Origin of the sequence: Dokdonella sp. (genome assembly GCF_051958935.1) — a bacterium.
In the GTDB taxonomy this organism is placed as follows: domain Bacteria; phylum Pseudomonadota; class Gammaproteobacteria; order Xanthomonadales; family Rhodanobacteraceae; genus Dokdonella_A.
The window spans coordinates 1-18,459 of sequence record NZ_JBQCFP010000027.1 but is presented as its reverse complement, the minus strand read 5'-3'; the positions used below and the strand labels follow the sequence as shown (position 1 = coordinate 18,459).

Here is an 18,459-nt window from a genome sequence, read left to right as displayed (position 1 = left end):
TAGCACGAGGGTCCGCGGACGCAGCTTGCAATATGATATCCAATTGATATCATACGGTCGGGACAACGGGAGAATCGAGCCATGAACGAACGCAGCGCCTTTTCGCTGGCCGGCATTCCGGTCGTGCTTTTCCTCGTCGTCGCGATACCGGCGACCATCGCCGCGACCGTCTTCGCCATGGATGCGAATCCGCCCTCCCCCGCATCGGTCCTCGTGCCGGCGGCCTTGGTTCTGGCCGTGCTGCTGTTCGCCACCGGCGGCTTCTTCCAGGTGCAACCGAACCAGGGCCAGGTGTTGCAGCTGTTCGGCCACTACGCGGGCACCGTACGCGAGGAAGGCCTGCGCTGGACCAACCCGTTCTATTCGAAGCGCGCGGTGAGTCTGCGCGTGCGCAACTTCGAATCGGGCCGGCTCAAGGTCAACGATGCCGACGGCAACCCGATCGAGATCGCCGCGGTGGTCGTGTGGCAGGTCGTCGACACCGCCGAAGCCGTGTTCTGCGTCGACGACTACGAGAATTTCGTGCAGATCCAGAGCGAGTCGGCATTGCGCCAGATGGCGCAAAGCTATCCGTACGACGGGCACGACAGCGACTCGCCTTCGCTGCGCAGCCATGGCGACGTGGTCAACACGCACCTGCGCAAGGAGATACACCAGCGCCTCGGCAAGGCCGGCGTCGACGTGGTCGAAGCACGCATCAGCCACCTCGCCTACGCGCAGGAGATCGCGCAGGCGATGCTGCAGCGCCAGCAGGCCGGCGCCATCGTCGCCGCGCGCGGGCGCATCGTCGAAGGCGCGGTCAGCATGGTCGAGATGGCGCTCGCCGAACTCGGCAAGCGCGGCGTCGTCGAGCTCGACAACGAACGGCGCGCGGCGATGGTGAGCAATCTTCTCGTCGTGCTGTGCGGCGAGCGCGGCACGCAGCCGGTCGTCAACACCGGAACGCTGTACACGGGTTGACGATGCCGCCCATCCGCGCCATGCAGCCATGCGTACCCGCGCCGTCGCGTTGCGTGCCGTCGGCCGCGCAGGAGAGCACGGCATGAGCGAGAAGAAGGCGTATCCGTTGCGCATCGCGCCGCCCGTGCTCGACGCGATGCACCGCTGGGCCAATGACGACCAGCGCACGCTCCACGCGCAGATCGAACACGTGCTGCGCGAAGACTTGCGCGAAGCCGGACGCCTCCAGCCCGCTGCGAAGCCGCGCGCGATCCCGGACGACGCCTCGTGATGCACGCCGCAACGGCGCATCGCGCTCGTGCTCGAATCCCATGGCGGCGCCCACGGCTTCGTTCGCGTTCGCGATGAAGGGCCGGCTCGCCCCGCGCCGGCGCCATCACCGAGGAAGTCCTCGTCCGGCTGTTCGTGACGGGCCTGGTTGCGCGAGCGCTCGCAGGCACGCGCGGCGCGCCAGTCAAAGCATGGATCATGCTCGTCGCGATCGCCACGCTGGTGTTCGGGGCCGGGCACCCTGCGCGACTCAGCCCCAATACAGGCGACCGTGGTAGCGTGCGTCATCCGCCGGAGACCCGTTCATGACGAAACGATTCCTCGTGCCGCTCGTCCTCGCCCTGCTCGCGTGCGTGTCCGCACAGGCGGCGCCGAAGAACAAGCGTGCGCCTCCCCCGGCGAAGGATGCGGCGACGCAGGAAGACGCTCCGCAGGCCATCGACGTCGACGCGATGGCGCGCGCGAAGGATGGCAAGCCGACCGAACCGCTGGTCGCGCCCGTCGCTGCGCAGCCACCGGCCGCGGACGGCGAGGCCGCGCACGCGCAAGCGGAAGCATCCGCCGCTGATGACGCCACGCCAGCAGAGGCAGCGTCACCTGCCGAAGCCGCGGCCGAACCCCCCGTCGCCGCCGACACGACCGAGCCTGCAGCGCCACCCGGCGAAGCGGCGGCAACGATCGAGCCAGCACCGCAGGCGACGCCGAAAACCGCGGAAGACGCGGCGGCCATCCGTCCTTCGCCGCTCGCTCCGCCACCGCCCGCGAACGCGAACGAGAAGAGCCTCGTCGCCGCCTGCGAGGCGCGTGCGGCCGCCCTGCTCGATGCCGCGCAGAAGGCCGACTACGCGAGCGCGACGCGCGATTTCGACGCGAAAATGCGCAGCGCATTACCGCCGCCGAAGTTCCAGCAGGCGTGGGAATCGCTCCTCCAGTTCGGCCAACTGCAGGCACGCGGCCAGTCGCATCCGATGAAGGGCGACGGCTATATCGCGATCACCATTCCGCTCATCTTCGACACGGCCAACCTGTACGCACAGGTCGCCTGCGGCAGCGACGGCCGCATCGCCGGCTTCTATGTGAAGCCGCTCTGAGTTCGCGATCGTGAACAACCACGCCGAGGAGGGTTCCGCGCCCGTGCGCTGCGACGCCGCGCGGCGGCGCGCGCTCGTCGCGCAGGCGCATGCGCTCGGCGTGCCGCGTGATTACGGGCGCGTCCGCCGCCTCGCGATCGTGCGCGAACCGCGCGAGCTCTTCTGCATCGGTGAAGACATCCACCAGCGCCGGCAATGGCTCGCGCCGCGCGCAGCACGCGCGTACGCGCGCCTTTCCGCCGCCGCCGCCGCGGACGGCGTGGAGCTGCAGCTCGTCTCGGCATTCCGCTCCGCCGAGTACCAGCTCGGGATCCTCGAACGCAAGCTCGCACGCGGCCAGTCGATCGACGAGATCCTGCGCGTGAGCGCCGCGCCAGGCTACAGCGAACACCATAGCGGGCGCGCCGTCGATCTCACCGCGCCGGGGTTCGTGCCGCTCGAAGAGGAGTTCGAGCACTCCGCCGCCTTCGCCTGGCTCGTCGCCAATGCGGCGCGCTTCGGCTTCGCCCTCTCCTACCCGCGCGACAACCTGCACGGCATCGCGTACGAGCCGTGGCACTGGTGTTGGCGTCGCACGCGCCGAGGACCGAGGACCGGGGCCGAGGACTGAACGGCCGGGGCATCGCGGTCGTCCGCGACGACCGCGCAGGGCGGGTCGAGCCGCGCAGCGGCGAGTCCCGCCGCGATCTTGGAACGCATCGTGTACCCGCGGCGGCACGCGCTTTGCGCGTACCGCCCTACACGAGCATGCGCGCATAAGGAACGGTGTAGGGCGGGTCGAGCGCGAAGCGCGAGTCCCGCCGCGGTACGCCAAGCGCCTCGGCAGCACTCGCTTTGCGCGGACCGCCCTGCACGAGCAAGCGCGCATAGGGAACCGTGTAGGGCGGGTCGAGCGCGAAGCGCGAGTCCCGCCGCGGTACGCCGAGCGCCTCAGCGCCACGCGCTTCGCGCGTACGGGGCGGCCCGCACCTCTTGGCGCAGTGGGTCGCAACCAGCCCTAGATTCGCCGGGCCTCCATCGCGAGCGCGATCCAGCCGACGATGAACGCGACGCCGCCGAGCGGCGTGATCGCACCGAGCCACCGCGGCGCGCCGAGCGCGAGCAGGTAGAGGCTCGCGCAGAACAGGACGGTGCCCGTGGCGAATGCGAACGTCGCGATGCGCAGCGAACGGCCTTCCTGCTGGTGCGCGAGCATGCCGCAGGCGAGCAGCGCGAGCGCGTGCCAGAACTGGTACTCGACCGCCGTGCGCCAGGTCGCGAGCGCGGCGGCATCGAGCACGCCGCGCAACGCGTGCGCGCCGAACGCGCCCAGCGCGACCGCGGCGGCGCCGGCGATCGCGCCGCCGCCGATCGATACGCGTGTGAGGCGGTTCGCCATCGTTGTCGCAGGCTCCGGCCGGAACCGGAGCCCTGCGCTCAGTGCGCTGCCGCGGCTTTCGCCGGCTTCGCGGGCATTTTCGCCGCGGCCGCCGCTTTCTTGTCCTCGACCGGCTTGAGCAGGTCCGACATCGACTTGTTGATGTTCGCGTACTTGTACGCGGGCAGCACGTAGGTCCAGCCGGAGAAGCGCGCCTCGAGGTCGGCGACTTCCTTGTTCAATGCGGCGAGGCGCGTCTGGCGATCCTTGGCCGGATCCTCGACCGATGCCGGCTTCACCGGCGGCACGGCCTCGTCGGTCTTGCCGTCCTTCTTCGCCGCGTCCGCGGTCGCAGTCGCCGCATCGTAGTCGGCTTTCGCCTTCGCCTGCGCGGCTGCGATGCCCTTGTCCGCCTGCGCCGCATCGAGCGACGCCGCGAACTGCGCATGGTGCTTGCCGTCCTTCTCCCACGCGGTCACGTCGATCACGACGCCGTCGAACGTCGCGTAGCGCGCCTTCAGCACCTGTTCCGGGGGCGCGGCGTCCTTCGCCGCGACGACATCGTCGAAGCGCAAGCCCGCCAGCGTGGAAGCGAGGCCGTTGATCGCGAACTCCGAGCCCGCCTCGCGCCCTTTCGGCACGCCGGCGAGCACGTAGTTGGGGTCGCCCTCGGCGTTCTTCGCGATCGACACCTTGCCGCCATCGGCATGCGTGATCGCGACCGACTCGATGCGCGTCGCCGCGATGTCGGCGAGGTCCTTGCGCAACCAGTCCGATCCGTTCCGGTCGACATTGAGCGAGCCGGATACGAGCCAGCTTTCCGGCTGGCCGACGACGCGCACGTAGGTGCCGCCGCGCGGATCGCTGTTGCCGACGACGAGCACGACGGGCTTGGCCAGGCCGTCGAGTTCGACCTGCACGCCCTTGGCGTCCTTCGCGGTCACGTCCTCCACGCCGAGCAGCGCGTACTTGTCCTTGTTCGACGTCTTCTGCTCGACGCGCCGGGCATCGGCGAGCTTGAGCAGGAACGCACGCAGCTTGCCGGTGTCGGCCGGATAGCCGCCCTTCTCCGTGAGCGTCCAGCCGTTCGGGCCCCGCTCGAGCGTCGCCGCGACCTTGCCCTCGGCACCGGTGACGACGACCTTGGCAATGTCGTTGACGTGATCGCGCAGCTCCGGCACTAGGTATGCGGAGGTTTCCGCCTGCCCGCTCTGCGGACGGCTGGAATGGTTCAGCGCGATCGCGGCGCCGATCGCGACGAGCGCCGCGATCGCGAGTCCGATCAGGGTCTTCTGGTTCATGCGTGGGCTCCCTGGGCGGCGCGACGACGCTGCAGGCGCCACCACGCGAACGCGAGCGCAGCGAGCGTGACGAGCAGCGGCATCAGCACGATGTTGACGATCTTCAGGCGCGTGCCGAGCGATTCGATCTCCGCGTCGAGCTGGCGCCGCACCTGGCGCAACTCCTTGCGGATCTCGAGCTTGCGGTCGAGGAACTTCTCGAGCTCGGCCTTCTGTTCGGCGGAGAGGATCTGCGCCTGGTCCTGGCTCTTCGCGCTCTGCAGTTCGGTCAGCTTGCGCTCGGTTTCGGACAGTTCGCGCTGCAGGTCCTGCTCCTTCGCGCGGAAGCGCTCGTCGGCGTTGCGCTTGATCGCCTCGACCGTGGTGAACGGACGCTGCGACGTCGCGCGGCCGCGGATCGAGATGAGGTCGCTGGAGCCGGCCATGTTGTCGAGCGCGTTGACCGCGAAGTCGCCGTTGTTGGCGAACGGATTCATGATCTGCTGGCCGAGGAACGGACGCACCTGCACCCACATGCGGTCGCTGAGCAGGTCCGTATCGGCGACCAGCACGATCTGGCCGTTGTCGTCCTTGGACTCCTTGAGCGCGCCGGCGTCGGTGCGCTCGGGGAACGCCGTCTTGAACTTGCCGGAAAGGCGCGCCGCGATAACGAACGGCGAACCGGCCGCCTTGTAGCCCTGCAGCAGCGACGACGGGTCGCCGAGCATGCGCAGGCGATCGGCCGGCACGCTCATCGCATCCGATGTCGTCTGCAGCAGCGGCACGAGCTTCTCGTCCTTGGCGTCCTTGGCGAGGTCGAACGAGCCAGCGGTCGACACGTTGATGCTGTCGAGGTTCGCGGTCAGCACGTCGTCGTGGTTGAGGTCCGCCTGGGACAGGCCGAGGATGCCCGCATGGCGCACCGGCGCGGTGCCTTCGCCGAGGCTGATCGGCAGGCCGCGCGCGCGGTCGATCACGACCTTGTGCGGGTCGTATTCGACGCCCCACGCCTTGAACAGCTTCGGCAGGTCCGACGAGCGGTCGGCCATCATGCCGGCCATCGGGTTGGACGGATCGGCGCCACTGCTGTCGAGTTCGGCGCTCGGGTCGACGAACACGAGCAGGTGGCCGCCGCGCAGCACGAACTGGTCGATCGCGTACTGCGCATCGTCGGACAGGTTCTTCGGCTGCACGACGATGAGCACGTCCATGTCCTGGTCGACCGCCTTGAGGGTCGCCGCATCCACCGGCTTGACGTCGAACAGCTGCGTCCACTGCTGGTAGATCGCCCACGGCTGGCGCATCTGCTGCGTCTGCGGATCGAAGCCTGCGGAGATCGGCAGGCCCGAGAGCAGACCCACGACTGGCTTCTTCGGCGTCTCCAGTTCATGGATGAGCTTGGCGATGTCGTACTCGAGGAACGCTTCCTTGTCCGGCTGCAGGAACGGGATCGAAGCGTGGCCGTTGGTCGAGTTGGTGCCGGCGATGCCGAGGAACACCTTGTCGCCGGACGCGGACACCGGCACGGCCTGCAGGCCGAGGCTCGCTGCGCGATCCTCGTCCTCGGAGAACGGCAGCGGGTCGATCACCTGCAGGCGCAGCTTGCCGCCGGAGCGCGCCGCCATTTCCTGCAGCATCTCGCGCACGGTCGTGAAATAGCTGCGCAGCTGCGGGATGCCTTCGCTCGCCTTGTCGGAGAAGAACAGGTACAGGTCGATCGGCTCGTCGATCGATTTGAGGATGTTGCGCGTTCCGTCGGACAACGTGTACAGGTGGTTCTGCGTGAGGTCGGCGCGTGCGCCGCGGAACGCGACGTTGACCAGCAGCATCACCGCGACGAACAGCGCGGCGAGCACGGCGAGTGCGGTACCCGAAAGGGCCTTGCGATTGAGTTGCATCGTCGGTTCCCTCCTCAGGCCGCTTTCTTCATGTCGATGACGACCGCGGTCGCGTACAGCCAGACGCCGATCATCAGGACGAAATAGATGAGGTCGCGCAGGTCGATCACGCCCTTGCTGATCGACGCGAAGTGGGTCAGGAAGCTCAGGCCCGAGATCGCGTCGGCAAGGCCCTGCCCGGCGATCGCGCGGATCGCGTCGAGCACGAGCGGGTAACCGGCGAGCAGCAGCAGGAAGCAGATGACCACGGTGAGGATGAACGCGACGACCTGGTTGCGCGTCGACGCCGACAAGCACGAGCCGATCGCGAGGAATGCGCCGGCCATCAGCAGCGAGCCGAGGTAGCTCGCGAACACGACGCCGTTGTCGGGACTGCCGAGGTAGTTGACGGTGAGCCAGATCGGGAACGTCAACGCGAGTGCGATCGCGATGAATGCCCACGCGGCGAGGAACTTGCCGAAGACCGCCTGCCACATGGTGATCGGCAGGGTCAGCAGCAGTTCGATCGTGCCGGACTTGCGCTCCTCCGCCCACAGGCGCATCGACACCGCGGGAACGAGGAAGAGGTACAGCCACGGATGGAACGTGAAGAACGCCTGCAGGTCGGCTTGGCCGCGTTCGTAGAAGTTGCCGAGGTAGAACGTGAACGCGCCCGACAGCAGCAGGAAGATCACGATGAAGACGTAGGCGACCGGAGTCGAGAAGTAGCTGCGCAGTTCGCGCCGGAAAATCGTCATCGTACCGCTCATGTGCGCGCCTCCTTGCCCGTCGCACCCTGGGTGATCGTGCGGAACACCTCGTCGAGGCGCCCCGCCTCGAGCGCGAGTTCGCGCACGACGACGTTCTGCGCCTTCAGTGCATCGCCGACGGCGGCGAAGATCGAACGCCCCGGTTTCGGGAACGCGGTGATGCGGTTGTCCTGCGGGTCGACCTCGATCGCTGCGATGTCGGCGACCCTGGCGAGCGCGTCCTTCGCCTCCTGCAGGTTGCCCGCGGTCAGCGAGACGGCCTGGTGGTAGCGCGAGCGGGCTTCGAGCTCGGACGGCGTCGCGTCGGCGAGCACGCGGCCGCCGGCGATGATGATGGCGCGCGTGCACACCGCATGCACTTCCTCGAGCAGGTGGGTCGAGATGATGATGGTCTTGTCGCGCGCCATCGAGTTGATCAGCGTGCGCACTTCCTGCTTCTGGTTCGGATCGAGGCCGTCGGTCGGCTCGTCGAGGATGAGTACCTTCGGGTCGTGCAGGATCGCGCCGGCCAGGCCCACGCGGCGCCGGAAGCCCTTGGAAAGCGTGTCGATCGGCTGCTCGAGCACGCGCTCGAGGTGCAGGCGGCCGATCGCGTCGTCGATGCGCTGGAAGCGTCGTTCGCCGGCGAGGCCGCGCACGTCGGCGATGAAGTCGATGAATTCGCGCACGGTCATCTCGCCGTAGCTCGGCGCGCCTTCCGGCAGGTAGCCGAGCACGCGCTTCGCCTCGAGCGGCTGCTGCTCGACGTCGAAGCCGGCGACCGTGGCGCCGCCCGAGGTCGGGGCGAGGAAGCCCGCGACCATCTTCATCGTGGTCGACTTGCCGGCACCATTGGGACCGAGAAATCCGAGCACCTGGCCGGGCTCGACCTTGAAGCTGATCGCATCGACGGCGGTGAAATCGCCGTAGCGTTTGGTGAGTTGTCGGGTTTCGATCATCGTCTTCAATGCACCTGTTGACGGACATGGCAGCCCACGCACGCGTGAGCCGCGCGGGCGACTACCCCGGATGGTTTCGGCGCACTGCGTCGGCCGACGACGTCGCGAGCGGGCCGAGCCCGCCGGCATCGCAGGGACCCCGGACGCAGGGCGCGCGGAAAGATACCGCAAAGACCGGCGAAAGTTCCCGAAGCGATCAAGTGAACGGCCAGGCGGGCGGATAGCGTCGACCGGCGCGCAACGGCCGGAAGCACGGCGCCTGGGCGACGAAGTCCGACGTGCGGCCTTCGTGCCAGCCGCGGATGCCGGCGAGCGGCAGCGGCCGCAGCTCCTGCGGATCGACGAGCAGGGAACCCGCACGGATCGCCGCGGCGAGCGCCGCCTCCGCCTGCGGCCAACACGCGAGCAGCGGAGCGCCCCGTGCATGCGCGCGCAATGCCTCGTCCCCGGCCTCGACCACGAGGCATTTCGCGACCGGCAACGCGTGGCCGTCCCAGACGTGTTCGATCAGCGCGTGGCCGAACACGGTGACCGCGATCCCGTCGCCCCATGCGTCGCGTCCGTCGACGAACAATGCCGGCCAGTCGTGCGCGTCCCACGCGGCGAGCAGGCACGGCGACGAGAGCCAGACGATCGCGCCCGCCTCGTCGAAATGGGTCAGCGCGCATTGGGCGCGCGTGCGCCGTTTGGTACCGACGCGCGCGACGTCGGCCGCCTGGCGCGCATTGAGCGCCCACTTGAGCGGCGCGTGGCGGAGCCAGACGAGGGCGTTGAACGCATCGTGCGCGTCGTGCTCGCGCGTCGCGACCTCCCGCTTCGCGGCGATGCGCGTCTCGTAGTGCAGGCCGTCGTCGAGCAGGCCGCGCGTCTGCGCGACGAAGGCGGGACGCTCGACGCCGTCCTCGTCCTGCACGCGGTGCCGGCGCGACTCGAGTTCGTCGAGCCCCGGCAGCGGCGCCGCCGGATCGACCCATGCACGCAGCAACGGGTGTGTGCGCGTCGCTTCCGCGCAAGGCGGCGGCGAAGGGGGATCGGGCCGGGCATTCACGCCTGCGGCACGCCCGGATGCGATCAGGCCGCGAGGCGGCCGATCAGGTCGTGCTCGTCGGTATGGATGATGCCGACTTCGACGATCTGGCCCGGCTTCAGCGCATGGCCGTCGTCGATGCGCACGATGCCGTCGATCTCGGGCGCGTCGGCCTTCGAGCGCGCGATCGCGCCGTCCTCGTCGACTTCATCGACGATCACCTGCTGGCGCGTACCGACCTTGCGTGCGAGGCGCGCGGCGGAGATCTCCGCCTGCACTTCCATGAAGCGCTCGAGGCGTTCCTCCTTGAGCGATTCGGGCACGGGATCGGGCAGTTCGTTCGCCCTGGCGCCGTCGACCGGCGAATAGGCGAACGCACCGACGCGATCGAGCTCGGCTTCGCGCAGGAAGTCGAGCAGTTCCTCGAACTCGGCCTCGGTCTCGCCGGGGAAGCCGACGATGAACGTGCTGCGCAGGGTGAGATCCGGGCACGCCTTGCGCCACGCCTGCACGCGCGCGAGCACCTTGTCGACCGCGCCGGGCCGCTTCATGAGCTTCAAGATGCGCGGGCTCGCGTGCTGGAACGGGATGTCGAGGTACGGCAGGATGCGCCCGTTCGCCATCAGCGGGATCACGTCGTCGACGTGCGGGTAGGGATACACGTAGTGCAGGCGCGTCCACGCGCCGAGTTCGGCGAGCCCCTCGCACAAGCCGGTCATGCGCGTCGCGTGCGCCTTGCCGCGCCATTCCCGCTCGGCGTAGCGCAGGTCGACGCCGTAGGCGCTCGTGTCCTGCGACACGACGAGGAGTTCCTTGACGCCACCCTTGACGAGTTTTTCCGCTTCGACGAGCACTTCGTCGACAGGCCGCGAAACGAGGTCGCCGCGCATCGATGGGATGATGCAGAACGTGCAGCGGTGATTGCAGCCTTCGGAAATCTTGAGGTACGCGTAGTGTTTCGGCGTCAGCTTGACACCCTGCGGGGGCACGAGATCGAGGAACGGGTCGTGCTTGGGCGGGAGCGCCGCGTGCACCGCATTCATCACGCTCGCATAGTCCTGCGGGCCGGATATCGACAGCACGTCCGGATGTGCCTCGCGGATCACCTCGGCGCGCTTGCCGAGGCAGCCGGTGACGATCACCTTGCCGTTTTCCTCGAGCGCCTCGCCGATCGCCTCGAGCGACTCGGTCACCGCGGCGTCGATGAATCCGCACGTGTTGACCACGACGACGTCCGCCGCGCCGTAGCTCGGCACGATGTCGTAGCCCTCGATGCGCAACTGGGTCAGGATGCGCTCGGAGTCGACGAGGGCCTTCGGACAGCCGAGGCTGACGAAGCCGACCTTGGGATTGCGGCGTGACATGGGAAACCCGGCGGAATGGCAGCCGCATAGTCTAGCAGCCGCACCGCGATGCGGCGCCGGATCGGTGCGCCCGGGTCGCGACACACAAGTTTCGCTGTATTTGCAGCGGCACACCCGGACTTTTTCCGCGCGCGGTCTTAAGATGGCACCGCGGCCGCGAAGGGGGAACCTGCGCCGGCCCGGTTCGGACGACCGGAGAGAGCTGCACGATGCACCCGGGTAACCCGTTGCCACCCGACCGCCGACGGCGGCGGGCGTGCTCGCCCGCCCGCGCACTGCTCGCCCTGCTTTGTGCCACCAGCGCGGCCAACGCATCGGCCGAAGAACATCCCCTCGCCAACCTCGTGACGGGCAGCCGCCAGATCGCCGCGGCCGTCGACATCACGCTCGCCGACGACACCACCGTCCAGGTCGCCGACGCGATCGGCGGCGCGTGGGCGCGCCAGCACCTGCTCGCGGCAGCCGGCGACATCTGCGCTGCGCTCGATCTCTCCGACGTTTCCGATCGCCTGTGGTCGCGCGCGTTGCCCGCGGCGGAGCAGCGCGGCGACGTCGCCGCGATCATGCTGCTCACCACCCTCGTCGCGCAAAGCTCGCTCGCGCTCGGCGACTACCAGCGCTCGCGCGAACTGGCCGGGCGCCTGCTCGTGCTGGCGCGTCGCCATGGCGACGTCAGTGCACAAGCGCAGGCCGAAAATGCACTCGGCGTGCTCGAACGCCGGCGCGGGCGCCTCGACGACGCGGTCGCGCACCAGCAACGCTCGCTCGACCTGTTCAAGTCGACCGGCAACGGCATCGGGGCGATGCGCGCGTTGTCCGACCTCGGCACGATCTGGCGCGACCGCGGCGACTTCGCGCGGGCGCTCGACGCCCAGCTGCAGGCGGTCGCCGAACGCGGACGCTCGGGCGACCGCCTGTCCAATGTCTATCGCAACCTCGCCCTGCTCTACCGCGAGATCGAGGACACCGCGGCCTCGCGTGCCTATTTCGACCGCGCGATCGAAGCGGCGATCCACAGCGGCGTGCCTTCGATGTACTCGTCCGCGACCGGCGCGTACGCGAGCCTGCTCAACGACATCGAGGACCATGCTGGCGCGCGCAAGGCCGCCGGCGAAGCACTCGCCATCGACACCGCGCTCGGCGACCTGCCGCACCAGGGCTTCGAGCACCTCGAGCTCGGCCGTGCCCTGCTCGGCGAAAAGCAGACGGCCGCCGCGATCGGGCACCTGGACCGCGCGCTCGAGATCGGCCGCACGCTGGGCCAGCGCGAGCTGGTCGCGCGTGCGCTGCTGCACCAGACCGAGATCGCGCTGGCCCAGCGCGAATACCTGCGCGCGCGCGGCCTCATCGACGAAGCGGTCGCCGGGCTAGAGGCGACGCGCCTGCGCTCGCAGCTCGCGCAGGCCTATGCGCTGCGCGAACAGCTCGCGCGCGCCGAACACGACGACGCCGAAGCGCTGCGCTACGCGCACAAGTCCGCGGCCGCGCGGGAGGAACTCATTGGCATCCGCGCGAGCCGGCAGCTGTCCGCACTCGAGGTGCGCCATGCGCGTTCCGACGCCGACCAGCGCCTGGCCATGCTCGGCAAGGACAATGAATTGCAGGCGGCCCGGCTGCAGGCGCAGGCAGTGCAGCGGCGCTTCGGCGCGATCGCGCTCGCCGGCCTGGCGCTCGCCCTGCTCGCGCTGGTCTGGCGCTACCGCGGCGTGCGCCGCCTCAATCGCGCGCTGGAGCTGCGCAACGTCGAGATCGAGCGCCAGCGCGCCGCCCTCGGCGAGGCGAACACGCAGCTCGAACGGCAGGCCGCGGAGCTCTACCAGGCCGCGACGACCGACTGGCTCACCGGCGTGTCGAACCGCCGCGATGCGCTCGAGCGAATCGAACGCGCGTTGCGCGAGGCGCGCGCTGCGGGCGAGGAATTCGCCGTGCTTTTGGTCGACTTCGATCACTTCAAGCAGATCAACGACCTGCGCGGCCACCTCCTCGGCGACCGCGCGCTCACGGTCGGCGCGCACGCGATGCGCGACTGCCTCGGAGAAGGCGACGTGCTGGGCCGCTTCGGGGGCGAGGAGTTCATCGCCGCGATGCGCGCGCGTGCGCCGGCCGACGTCATGGCCGCAGGCGAGCGCATGCGCGCGCATGTCGCCGGCCAGCTCGCCTGGCTGATGCCGGAGCTGCGGGCGATCGCCACGGTGAGCATCGGCATCGCATTCCTGTCCGATACGGGCGGCGACGCCGACGTCGCCGCCCTGCTCGAAGCCGCCGACCGCGCGCTCTACGCGGCCAAGCACGACGGCCGCAACCGCGTGCACCGTTACGCGGCCTGAATGCACGACGGCCGACCGGTTGTGCGCGGGGCGCGGTTGCAAATACCGTAACGCTTTCCGTACCGCGGGAGCGTCGCATGGGCCAGTCGATCCAGCTCAACACTTCGCGCATGCAGTGCATCGGCGCCTATCTCGCACGCCCCGACGGCGCGCCGAAGGGCGGGCTCGTCGTCGCACAGGAAATCTTCGGCGTCAACGCGCACATGCGCGCCGTCGTGGATCGATTCGCCGCGCACGGTTACGTCGCGATCGCACCGGCATTCTTCGACCACGTCGAAACGGGTGTCGAGCTCGGCTACGACGAGGAGGGATTCCGCCGCGGCCGCGAACTCGTCGGCGAGATCGGGCTCGATCTCGCGGTCGAGGATGTCGCGACCGCGATGGAGGCGATCGCCTCCGCCGGCCGCATCGGCTGCGTCGGCTACTGCTGGGGCGGCACGGTCGCCCTGCTCGCGGCCCAGCGCCTGGCGATGCCCGCAGTGAGCTACTACGGCGCGCGCAATGTCGCCCATCTGGACGAACCGCTGCGCGCACCGGTGATGTTCCATTTCGGCGAACGCGACGGTTCGATCCCGGCCGAAGCGGTGCAGCGCCAGCGTGAAGCCTGGCCCGGCGCCGAGGTATACACCTACCCGACCGGGCATGCGTTCGACCGCTCGGTCGACCCGCGCGCGTACGACGCGCCGAGCGCCGGACTCGCGCTCGAGCGCACGCTCGCCTTCTTCGACCGCCACCTCGCAGGGGCCGCATGAGCTTCCGCCTCGATCCGCGCCTCGCCGCCGACACGCACGCGATCGGCGACGGCGCGCTGTCGCGCCTGCTGCTGATGGACGACGCCCGTTTCCCATGGCTGATCCTCGTGCCACGCATTGCCGGCGCGCGCGAACTGTTCGACCTCGATGCGGTCGACCGCGTGAGCCTGCTCGCCGAACTCGACGGCGTCGGCCGTGCGTTCGAGGCGCTGCTGCGTCCCGACAAGATGAACATCGCCGCGCTCGGCAACGTCGTTCCGCAACTGCACGTGCACGTGATCGCGCGCTACACGAACGATGCGGCATGGCCGCGGCCGGTATGGGGAGAAGGGCAAGCGCAGCGCTACGAGCCGACGATGCTCGCCGCGCGCATCGACGCGATCCGCGGCGCGATGGGTGCATTGCTCGCTTGACGCCGCGTCGCGCGCAACCGGCCTGTCCCGACGTCGAGCCGCTCGGCGATACTGCGCTGCTGCTGCGCTTCGGTGATCGCATCGATGCGGCCTCGAATGCGCGCGTGCATGCGGCGGCAGCCACCTTGCGCGCGGCGGCGCTGCCCGGCGTCGTCGACGTCGTACCCGCGTATGCGAGTCTCGCGCTGCACTATTCGCCGGGCGTCTGGCGCGAGGGCACCCTCGCACCTTGGCGCCGATTCGCCGACGCAGTGCGCGACGCACTCGCGGTGACGTCGATCGTGCCGGCGCAGCCATCGCGTGAGGTCGACATACCCGTGTGCTACGGTGGCGAGCACGGCCCCGACCTCGATGCGCTCGCCGCCGCGCTCGGTCTCACCGCGGACGAAGTGATCGCCCGCCACTCCGGCGGCGACTACCGCGTGGCGATGCTCGGCTTCGCGCCGGGGTTTCCGTACCTGCTCGGCCTCGATGCGTCGCTGCATGCAGCGCGTCGCGCGCGTCCGCGCACGCGCGTGCCGCGCGGCTCGGTCGCGATCGGCGGCGCGCAGACCGGGATCTATCCGTCCGAACTCCCGGGCGGCTGGCAGCTGATCGGGCGCACGCCGCTCGTGCTGTTCGATCCGCAGCGCGAACCTGCGTGCGTGCTCGCGCCCGGCGACGTCGTGCGCTTGCGCCCGATCACGCGTGCGGAGTCCGATGCGATCGAACGCGAGGCGGCGCGATGATCGAAGTGCTGCGCGCGGGCCTCCTGACCACCGTGCAAGACCGCGGCCGCCACGGCCATGCGGCGCTCGGCATCGGCGCGTCGGGGCCGATGGATCCCATCGCACTGCGCCTCGCCAACGCGCTCGCCGGCAACGCGCCCGATGCCGCGGTGCTCGAGATCGGACTGCTCGGCCCTCGGCTGCGTTTCACCGAGGCCGCGATCATCGCCGTCGCGGGCGCGCCGTTCGACGCTCACGCCGCGTCGACGCCGCTGCCTGCGTGGTGTCCCGTGCACATCGAAGCCGGCACCGTGCTCGACTTCGGCCACGCGCGGCGCGGCGCATGGGCCTGCATTGCCGTGGCCGGCGGGGTCGACGCACCGCGCCTGCTCGGCAGTGCGTCGAGCGACGTCAACGCGCGCCTCGGCCGCGCGCCGCTGCGCGACGGCGAACGCATCGGCGTCCGCAGTGACGGTTTCGACGAAGCGCTCGCAATACCCGCGCCGGGACATCGACGCGCATCGCCGTTGCGCGCACTCGGCGGGTTCTCGCTCGACCCACGCGCCTGGTTCGATGCCGATCCGTCGCGGCCGATCCGCCTCGTGCCGGGAAGCCATGCGGCGGAGCTCGATGCGGCGTCGCGCGAGGCGCTGCTCGGCGGGCCGTTCCGCGTCGCGGCGGATTCGAATCGCGTGGGCCTGCGCCTCGATGGTCCGCGGCTTGCGCTCCGCGCGCCGCTCGAACTCGTCAGCGAACCGGTCGCCGCGGGCACGTTGCAATTGCCGCCTGGCGGGCAACCGATCGCGTTGATGGCCGAGCATCCGACCACGGGCGGCTATCCACGCATCGGCCAGGTTGCGGCCATCGACTTGCCGCGCCTCGCGCAGCGCCGCCCCGGCGACGGCGTGCGCTTCACCGCGATCGACCTCGACGAGGCGCAAACGCGCTATCTTGCGCGCGAATACGAACTCGATCGCCTGTGCGCGCGCATCGCCGCACGGCTGGAAGGAATGCACGTCGCACGATGAACCGCACGATCGACCTCAATTGCGACCTCGGCGAATCGTTCGGCGCCTGGACGATGGGCGACGACGACGCCGTGATGCCGTACATCAGTTCGGCGAACATCGCCTGCGGCTACCACGCGGGTGATCCGGGGACGATGTGCCGCACCGTCGCGCTCGCGCGCGATGCGGGAGTCGCGATCGGCGCACACGTGTCGTTGCCCGATCTCGCCGGCTTCGGGCGACGCGAAATGCGCGTGTCGGCCGACGAGGCGTACACGCTGACCCTGTACCAGGTCGGCGCGCTCGCCGCGTTCGCGACCGCGGCCGGCGGTCGGCTCGCACACGTCAAGCCGCACGGCGCGGTCTACAACATGGCGGCGCGCGCCGCCACGCACGCCGACGCGATCGCACAGGCCGTGCGCGCGTTCGACGGCGCGCTGCGCCTGGTCGGACTCGCCGGCAGCGAGCTGCCGCGCGCTGGGGAACGCGCCGGCCTCGCGGTCGCGAACGAGGCGTTCGCGGCTCGCCGCTACGCGGCCGACGGCTCGCTCGTGCCGCGCCGCGAAGCGGACGCGGTCATCCACGACGTCGACGCCGCGGTCGCGCAGGCGCTCGCGCTTGCGCGCGGCGAAGCGATCGGCGCGCGCGGCGGCACGCCGTTGCATGTGCGCGCCGACACGATCTGCGTGCACGGCGATCGCGCCGATGCCGGCACGTTCGCGCGTCGCCTGCACGGCGCCCTGGTCGATGCCGGCATCGCAGTCGCGAGCCCGGCGCCCGGGCACGCCGCAGGAGCCCGCGCAATGAACGCGCGTGCCCGATGAACGAGCGTGCCTGATGAACCATTGGCCCCTGCTCGGCGTCGCCGTCGTCGTGCTCGGCTTCGCATTGCGCAAGAATCCGGCGCTGGTCGTCGTGGTGGCCGGCGTGGTCAGCGGCGTCGCCGCTGGCAAGCCACTCGGCGAACTGCTCGCATTGCTCGGCACCGCGTTCGTCGGCAACCGTACCCTGCTGCTGTTCGTGCTCACGCTGCCGGTGATCGGCCTGCTCGAGCGCCACGGCTTGCGCGAGCGGGCGCGCGGCTGGATCGCCGGCTTCCGTTCGCTCACCCTCGCGCGCCTGCTCGTGTCCTACCTCGGCCTGCGCCAGCTGCTGTCGATGTTCGGCCTCATCGATCTCGCCGGACATGCGCAGACGGTGCGGCCGCTGCTCGCGCCGATGAGCGAAGCGGCCGCGACGCAGGAAGGAACGGCGCTCGATGAGGCTTCACGCGAGCGCGTGCGCGCGCTCGCGGCGGCGACCGACAACGTCGGTCGCTTCTTCGGCGAGGACGTGTTCCTCGCAGGAGCGTGGGCACCGCGTGACGTTCTACGAGCCGGATGCGTACGGGCGGCAGCAGCACCGCGACATGGACGATCCCGACTGGGCACGCGTCGTCGTGTACCCGGGTGACGATGACGACGCGGCGCTGCGCGTGCTGGAGCAGGCGCGCGGCGCGGATCTCGTCGTCAAGGCGAGCGGCGTCGGCGTGTACGACGAGCTGCTCGAGCGCGAGGTGCTGTCGCTGCAGTGCCCAGACACGCTCGTCGCCTTCTGGGACGTCGACGCGCCCGCGACGCTCGATCGCGTGCATTCGAACCCGGACGACCCGTTCCTCGACCACATCCCGCGCTACGATCTCGTTCTCACATACGGCGGTGGGCCGCCGGTGGTGGAGGCGTACGAAGCGCTCGGCGCGCGGCAATGCGTGCCGATCTACAACGCGCTCGATCCGTCCACCCATCACCCGGTAGCGCCGGACCCCCGCTTCGAGTGCGATCTCGGCTTCCTCGGGAACCGTCTCCCTGATCGCGAGGCGCGTGTGGAGGAGTTCTTCCTTCGCGCGGCGTCGCTGCTCCCCGACAGGCGCTTCCTGCTCGGCGGGAGTGGATGGGCCGACAAGCCGATTCCCGAGAACGTGTCGGCGATCGGGCACGTGTACACGCACGAGCACAACGCCTTCAACTGCACGCCGCGTGCGGTGCTCAACGTGAACCGCGAGAGCATGGCCCGCTACGGCTTCTCGCCGCCAACACGCGTGTTCGAAGCTGCTGGCGCTCGCGCATGCATCATCACCGACGAGTGGGTCGGCATCGAGCTCGTCCTCGAGCCGGGCGAGGAGATCATCGTCGCGCGCGATGGCGAGGCGGTCGCGCACGCGCTCGAGGCGCTCACGCCCGCGCGGGCACGCGCGGTGGGGGATGCCGCGTACCGGCACATCCTGGCGGAGCACACGTACGCGCACCGTGCCGCGCAGCTCGAAGCACTGCTCGAAGCGCG

19 protein-coding genes are annotated in these 18,459 nt (G+C 69.9%); 12 read left to right on the top strand and 7 right to left on the bottom strand.

Annotated elements, in window-relative coordinates:
* Window positions 1-81: 81 nt before the first annotated feature.
* The 4 genes from ACTHK2_RS03030 (at window position 82) to ACTHK2_RS03015 (ending at window position 2,931) form a co-directional block, all read left to right on the top strand.
* Window positions 82-960, top strand: coding sequence for an SPFH domain-containing protein (locus ACTHK2_RS03030; protein ID WP_440244218.1), 879 nt, complete (start codon window positions 82-84; stop codon window positions 958-960).
* Window positions 961-1,042: 82 nt separating this feature from the next.
* Window positions 1,043-1,231 carry an Arc family DNA binding domain-containing protein gene (locus tag ACTHK2_RS03025; protein ID WP_440244217.1) on the top strand — a complete coding sequence of 63 codons (189 nt, stop codon included), beginning with the start codon at window positions 1,043-1,045 and terminating at the stop codon, window positions 1,229-1,231.
* 304 nt (window positions 1,232-1,535) lie between these two features.
* A complete protein-coding gene (locus tag ACTHK2_RS03020; protein ID WP_440244216.1) occupies window positions 1,536-2,321 on the top strand; it encodes a DUF3887 domain-containing protein in 786 nt (261 codons plus the stop codon).
* Between the two features lie 10 nt (window positions 2,322-2,331).
* On the top strand, window positions 2,332-2,931 hold the full coding sequence (locus tag ACTHK2_RS03015; protein WP_440244215.1) for a M15 family metallopeptidase: 600 nt from the start codon (window positions 2,332-2,334) through the stop codon (window positions 2,929-2,931).
* 387 nt (window positions 2,932-3,318) lie between these two features.
* On the opposite strand, the gene ACTHK2_RS03010 is transcribed toward ACTHK2_RS03015, so the two are convergent.
* From ACTHK2_RS03010 to rimO, 7 genes are all read right to left on the bottom strand, one after another.
* On the bottom strand, window positions 3,319-3,699 hold the full coding sequence (locus tag ACTHK2_RS03010; RefSeq protein WP_440244214.1) for a DUF423 domain-containing protein: 381 nt from the start codon (window positions 3,697-3,699) through the stop codon (window positions 3,319-3,321).
* Window positions 3,700-3,737: 38 nt separating this feature from the next.
* On the bottom strand, window positions 3,738-4,979 hold the full coding sequence (locus tag ACTHK2_RS03005) for a DUF4340 domain-containing protein (protein ID WP_440244213.1): 1,242 nt from the start codon (window positions 4,977-4,979) through the stop codon (window positions 3,738-3,740).
* The gene (locus ACTHK2_RS03000) at window positions 4,976-6,856 is read right to left on the bottom strand and encodes a Gldg family protein (protein WP_440244212.1); all 1,881 of its coding nucleotides are present in this window, start codon (window positions 6,854-6,856) and stop codon (window positions 4,976-4,978) included. The genes ACTHK2_RS03005 and ACTHK2_RS03000 overlap by 4 nt, the downstream gene beginning before the upstream one ends.
* Before the next feature lie 14 nt (window positions 6,857-6,870).
* A complete protein-coding gene (locus ACTHK2_RS02995) occupies window positions 6,871-7,605 on the bottom strand; it encodes an ABC transporter permease (protein WP_440244211.1) in 735 nt (244 codons plus the stop codon).
* Window positions 7,602-8,543, bottom strand: a complete 942-nt coding sequence (locus ACTHK2_RS02990; RefSeq protein WP_440244210.1) for an ABC transporter ATP-binding protein — start codon at window positions 8,541-8,543, stop codon at window positions 7,602-7,604. The genes ACTHK2_RS02995 and ACTHK2_RS02990 overlap by 4 nt, the downstream gene beginning before the upstream one ends.
* Before the next feature lie 196 nt (window positions 8,544-8,739).
* The gene (locus ACTHK2_RS02985) at window positions 8,740-9,528 is read right to left on the bottom strand and encodes a DUF3025 domain-containing protein (RefSeq protein ID WP_440244209.1); all 789 of its coding nucleotides are present in this window, start codon (window positions 9,526-9,528) and stop codon (window positions 8,740-8,742) included.
* Window positions 9,529-9,614: 86 nt separating this feature from the next.
* The gene (gene rimO, locus ACTHK2_RS02980; RefSeq protein ID WP_440244208.1) at window positions 9,615-10,934 is read right to left on the bottom strand and encodes a 30S ribosomal protein S12 methylthiotransferase RimO; all 1,320 of its coding nucleotides are present in this window, start codon (window positions 10,932-10,934) and stop codon (window positions 9,615-9,617) included.
* A gap of 209 nt (window positions 10,935-11,143) precedes the next feature.
* On the opposite strand from rimO, the gene ACTHK2_RS02975 reads away from it, so the two are divergent.
* From ACTHK2_RS02975 to ACTHK2_RS02940, 8 genes are all read left to right on the top strand, one after another.
* Window positions 11,144-13,261, top strand: coding sequence for a diguanylate cyclase (locus ACTHK2_RS02975; RefSeq protein ID WP_440244207.1), 2,118 nt, complete (start codon window positions 11,144-11,146; stop codon window positions 13,259-13,261).
* Between the two features lie 77 nt (window positions 13,262-13,338).
* A complete protein-coding gene (locus ACTHK2_RS02970; protein ID WP_440244206.1) occupies window positions 13,339-14,013 on the top strand; it encodes a dienelactone hydrolase family protein in 675 nt (224 codons plus the stop codon).
* Window positions 14,010-14,426: an HIT domain-containing protein gene (locus tag ACTHK2_RS02965; RefSeq protein ID WP_440244205.1), complete on the top strand. Its 417-nt coding sequence runs from the start codon at window positions 14,010-14,012 to the stop codon at window positions 14,424-14,426. Before ACTHK2_RS02970 ends, ACTHK2_RS02965 begins: the two co-directional genes overlap by 4 nt.
* Window positions 14,423-15,154, top strand: a complete 732-nt coding sequence (pxpB, locus tag ACTHK2_RS02960; RefSeq protein WP_440244204.1) for a 5-oxoprolinase subunit PxpB — start codon at window positions 14,423-14,425, stop codon at window positions 15,152-15,154. The genes ACTHK2_RS02965 and pxpB overlap by 4 nt, the downstream gene beginning before the upstream one ends.
* Window positions 15,151-16,161 carry a biotin-dependent carboxyltransferase family protein gene (locus ACTHK2_RS02955; RefSeq protein WP_440244203.1) on the top strand — a complete coding sequence of 337 codons (1,011 nt, stop codon included), beginning with the start codon at window positions 15,151-15,153 and terminating at the stop codon, window positions 16,159-16,161. Before pxpB ends, ACTHK2_RS02955 begins: the two co-directional genes overlap by 4 nt.
* The gene (locus tag ACTHK2_RS02950) at window positions 16,158-16,964 is read left to right on the top strand and encodes a LamB/YcsF family protein (RefSeq protein WP_440244202.1); all 807 of its coding nucleotides are present in this window, start codon (window positions 16,158-16,160) and stop codon (window positions 16,962-16,964) included. The genes ACTHK2_RS02955 and ACTHK2_RS02950 overlap by 4 nt, the downstream gene beginning before the upstream one ends.
* Window positions 16,965-16,977: 13 nt before the next feature.
* Window positions 16,978-17,592, top strand: a complete 615-nt coding sequence (locus ACTHK2_RS02945; RefSeq protein ID WP_440244201.1) for a 5-oxoproline transporter, DUF969 family subunit — start codon at window positions 16,978-16,980, stop codon at window positions 17,590-17,592.
* On the top strand, window positions 17,549-18,459 hold a 911-nt coding region (locus tag ACTHK2_RS02940; protein ID WP_440244200.1), incomplete at its 3' end, for a CgeB family protein. The genes ACTHK2_RS02945 and ACTHK2_RS02940, both read left to right, overlap by 44 nt.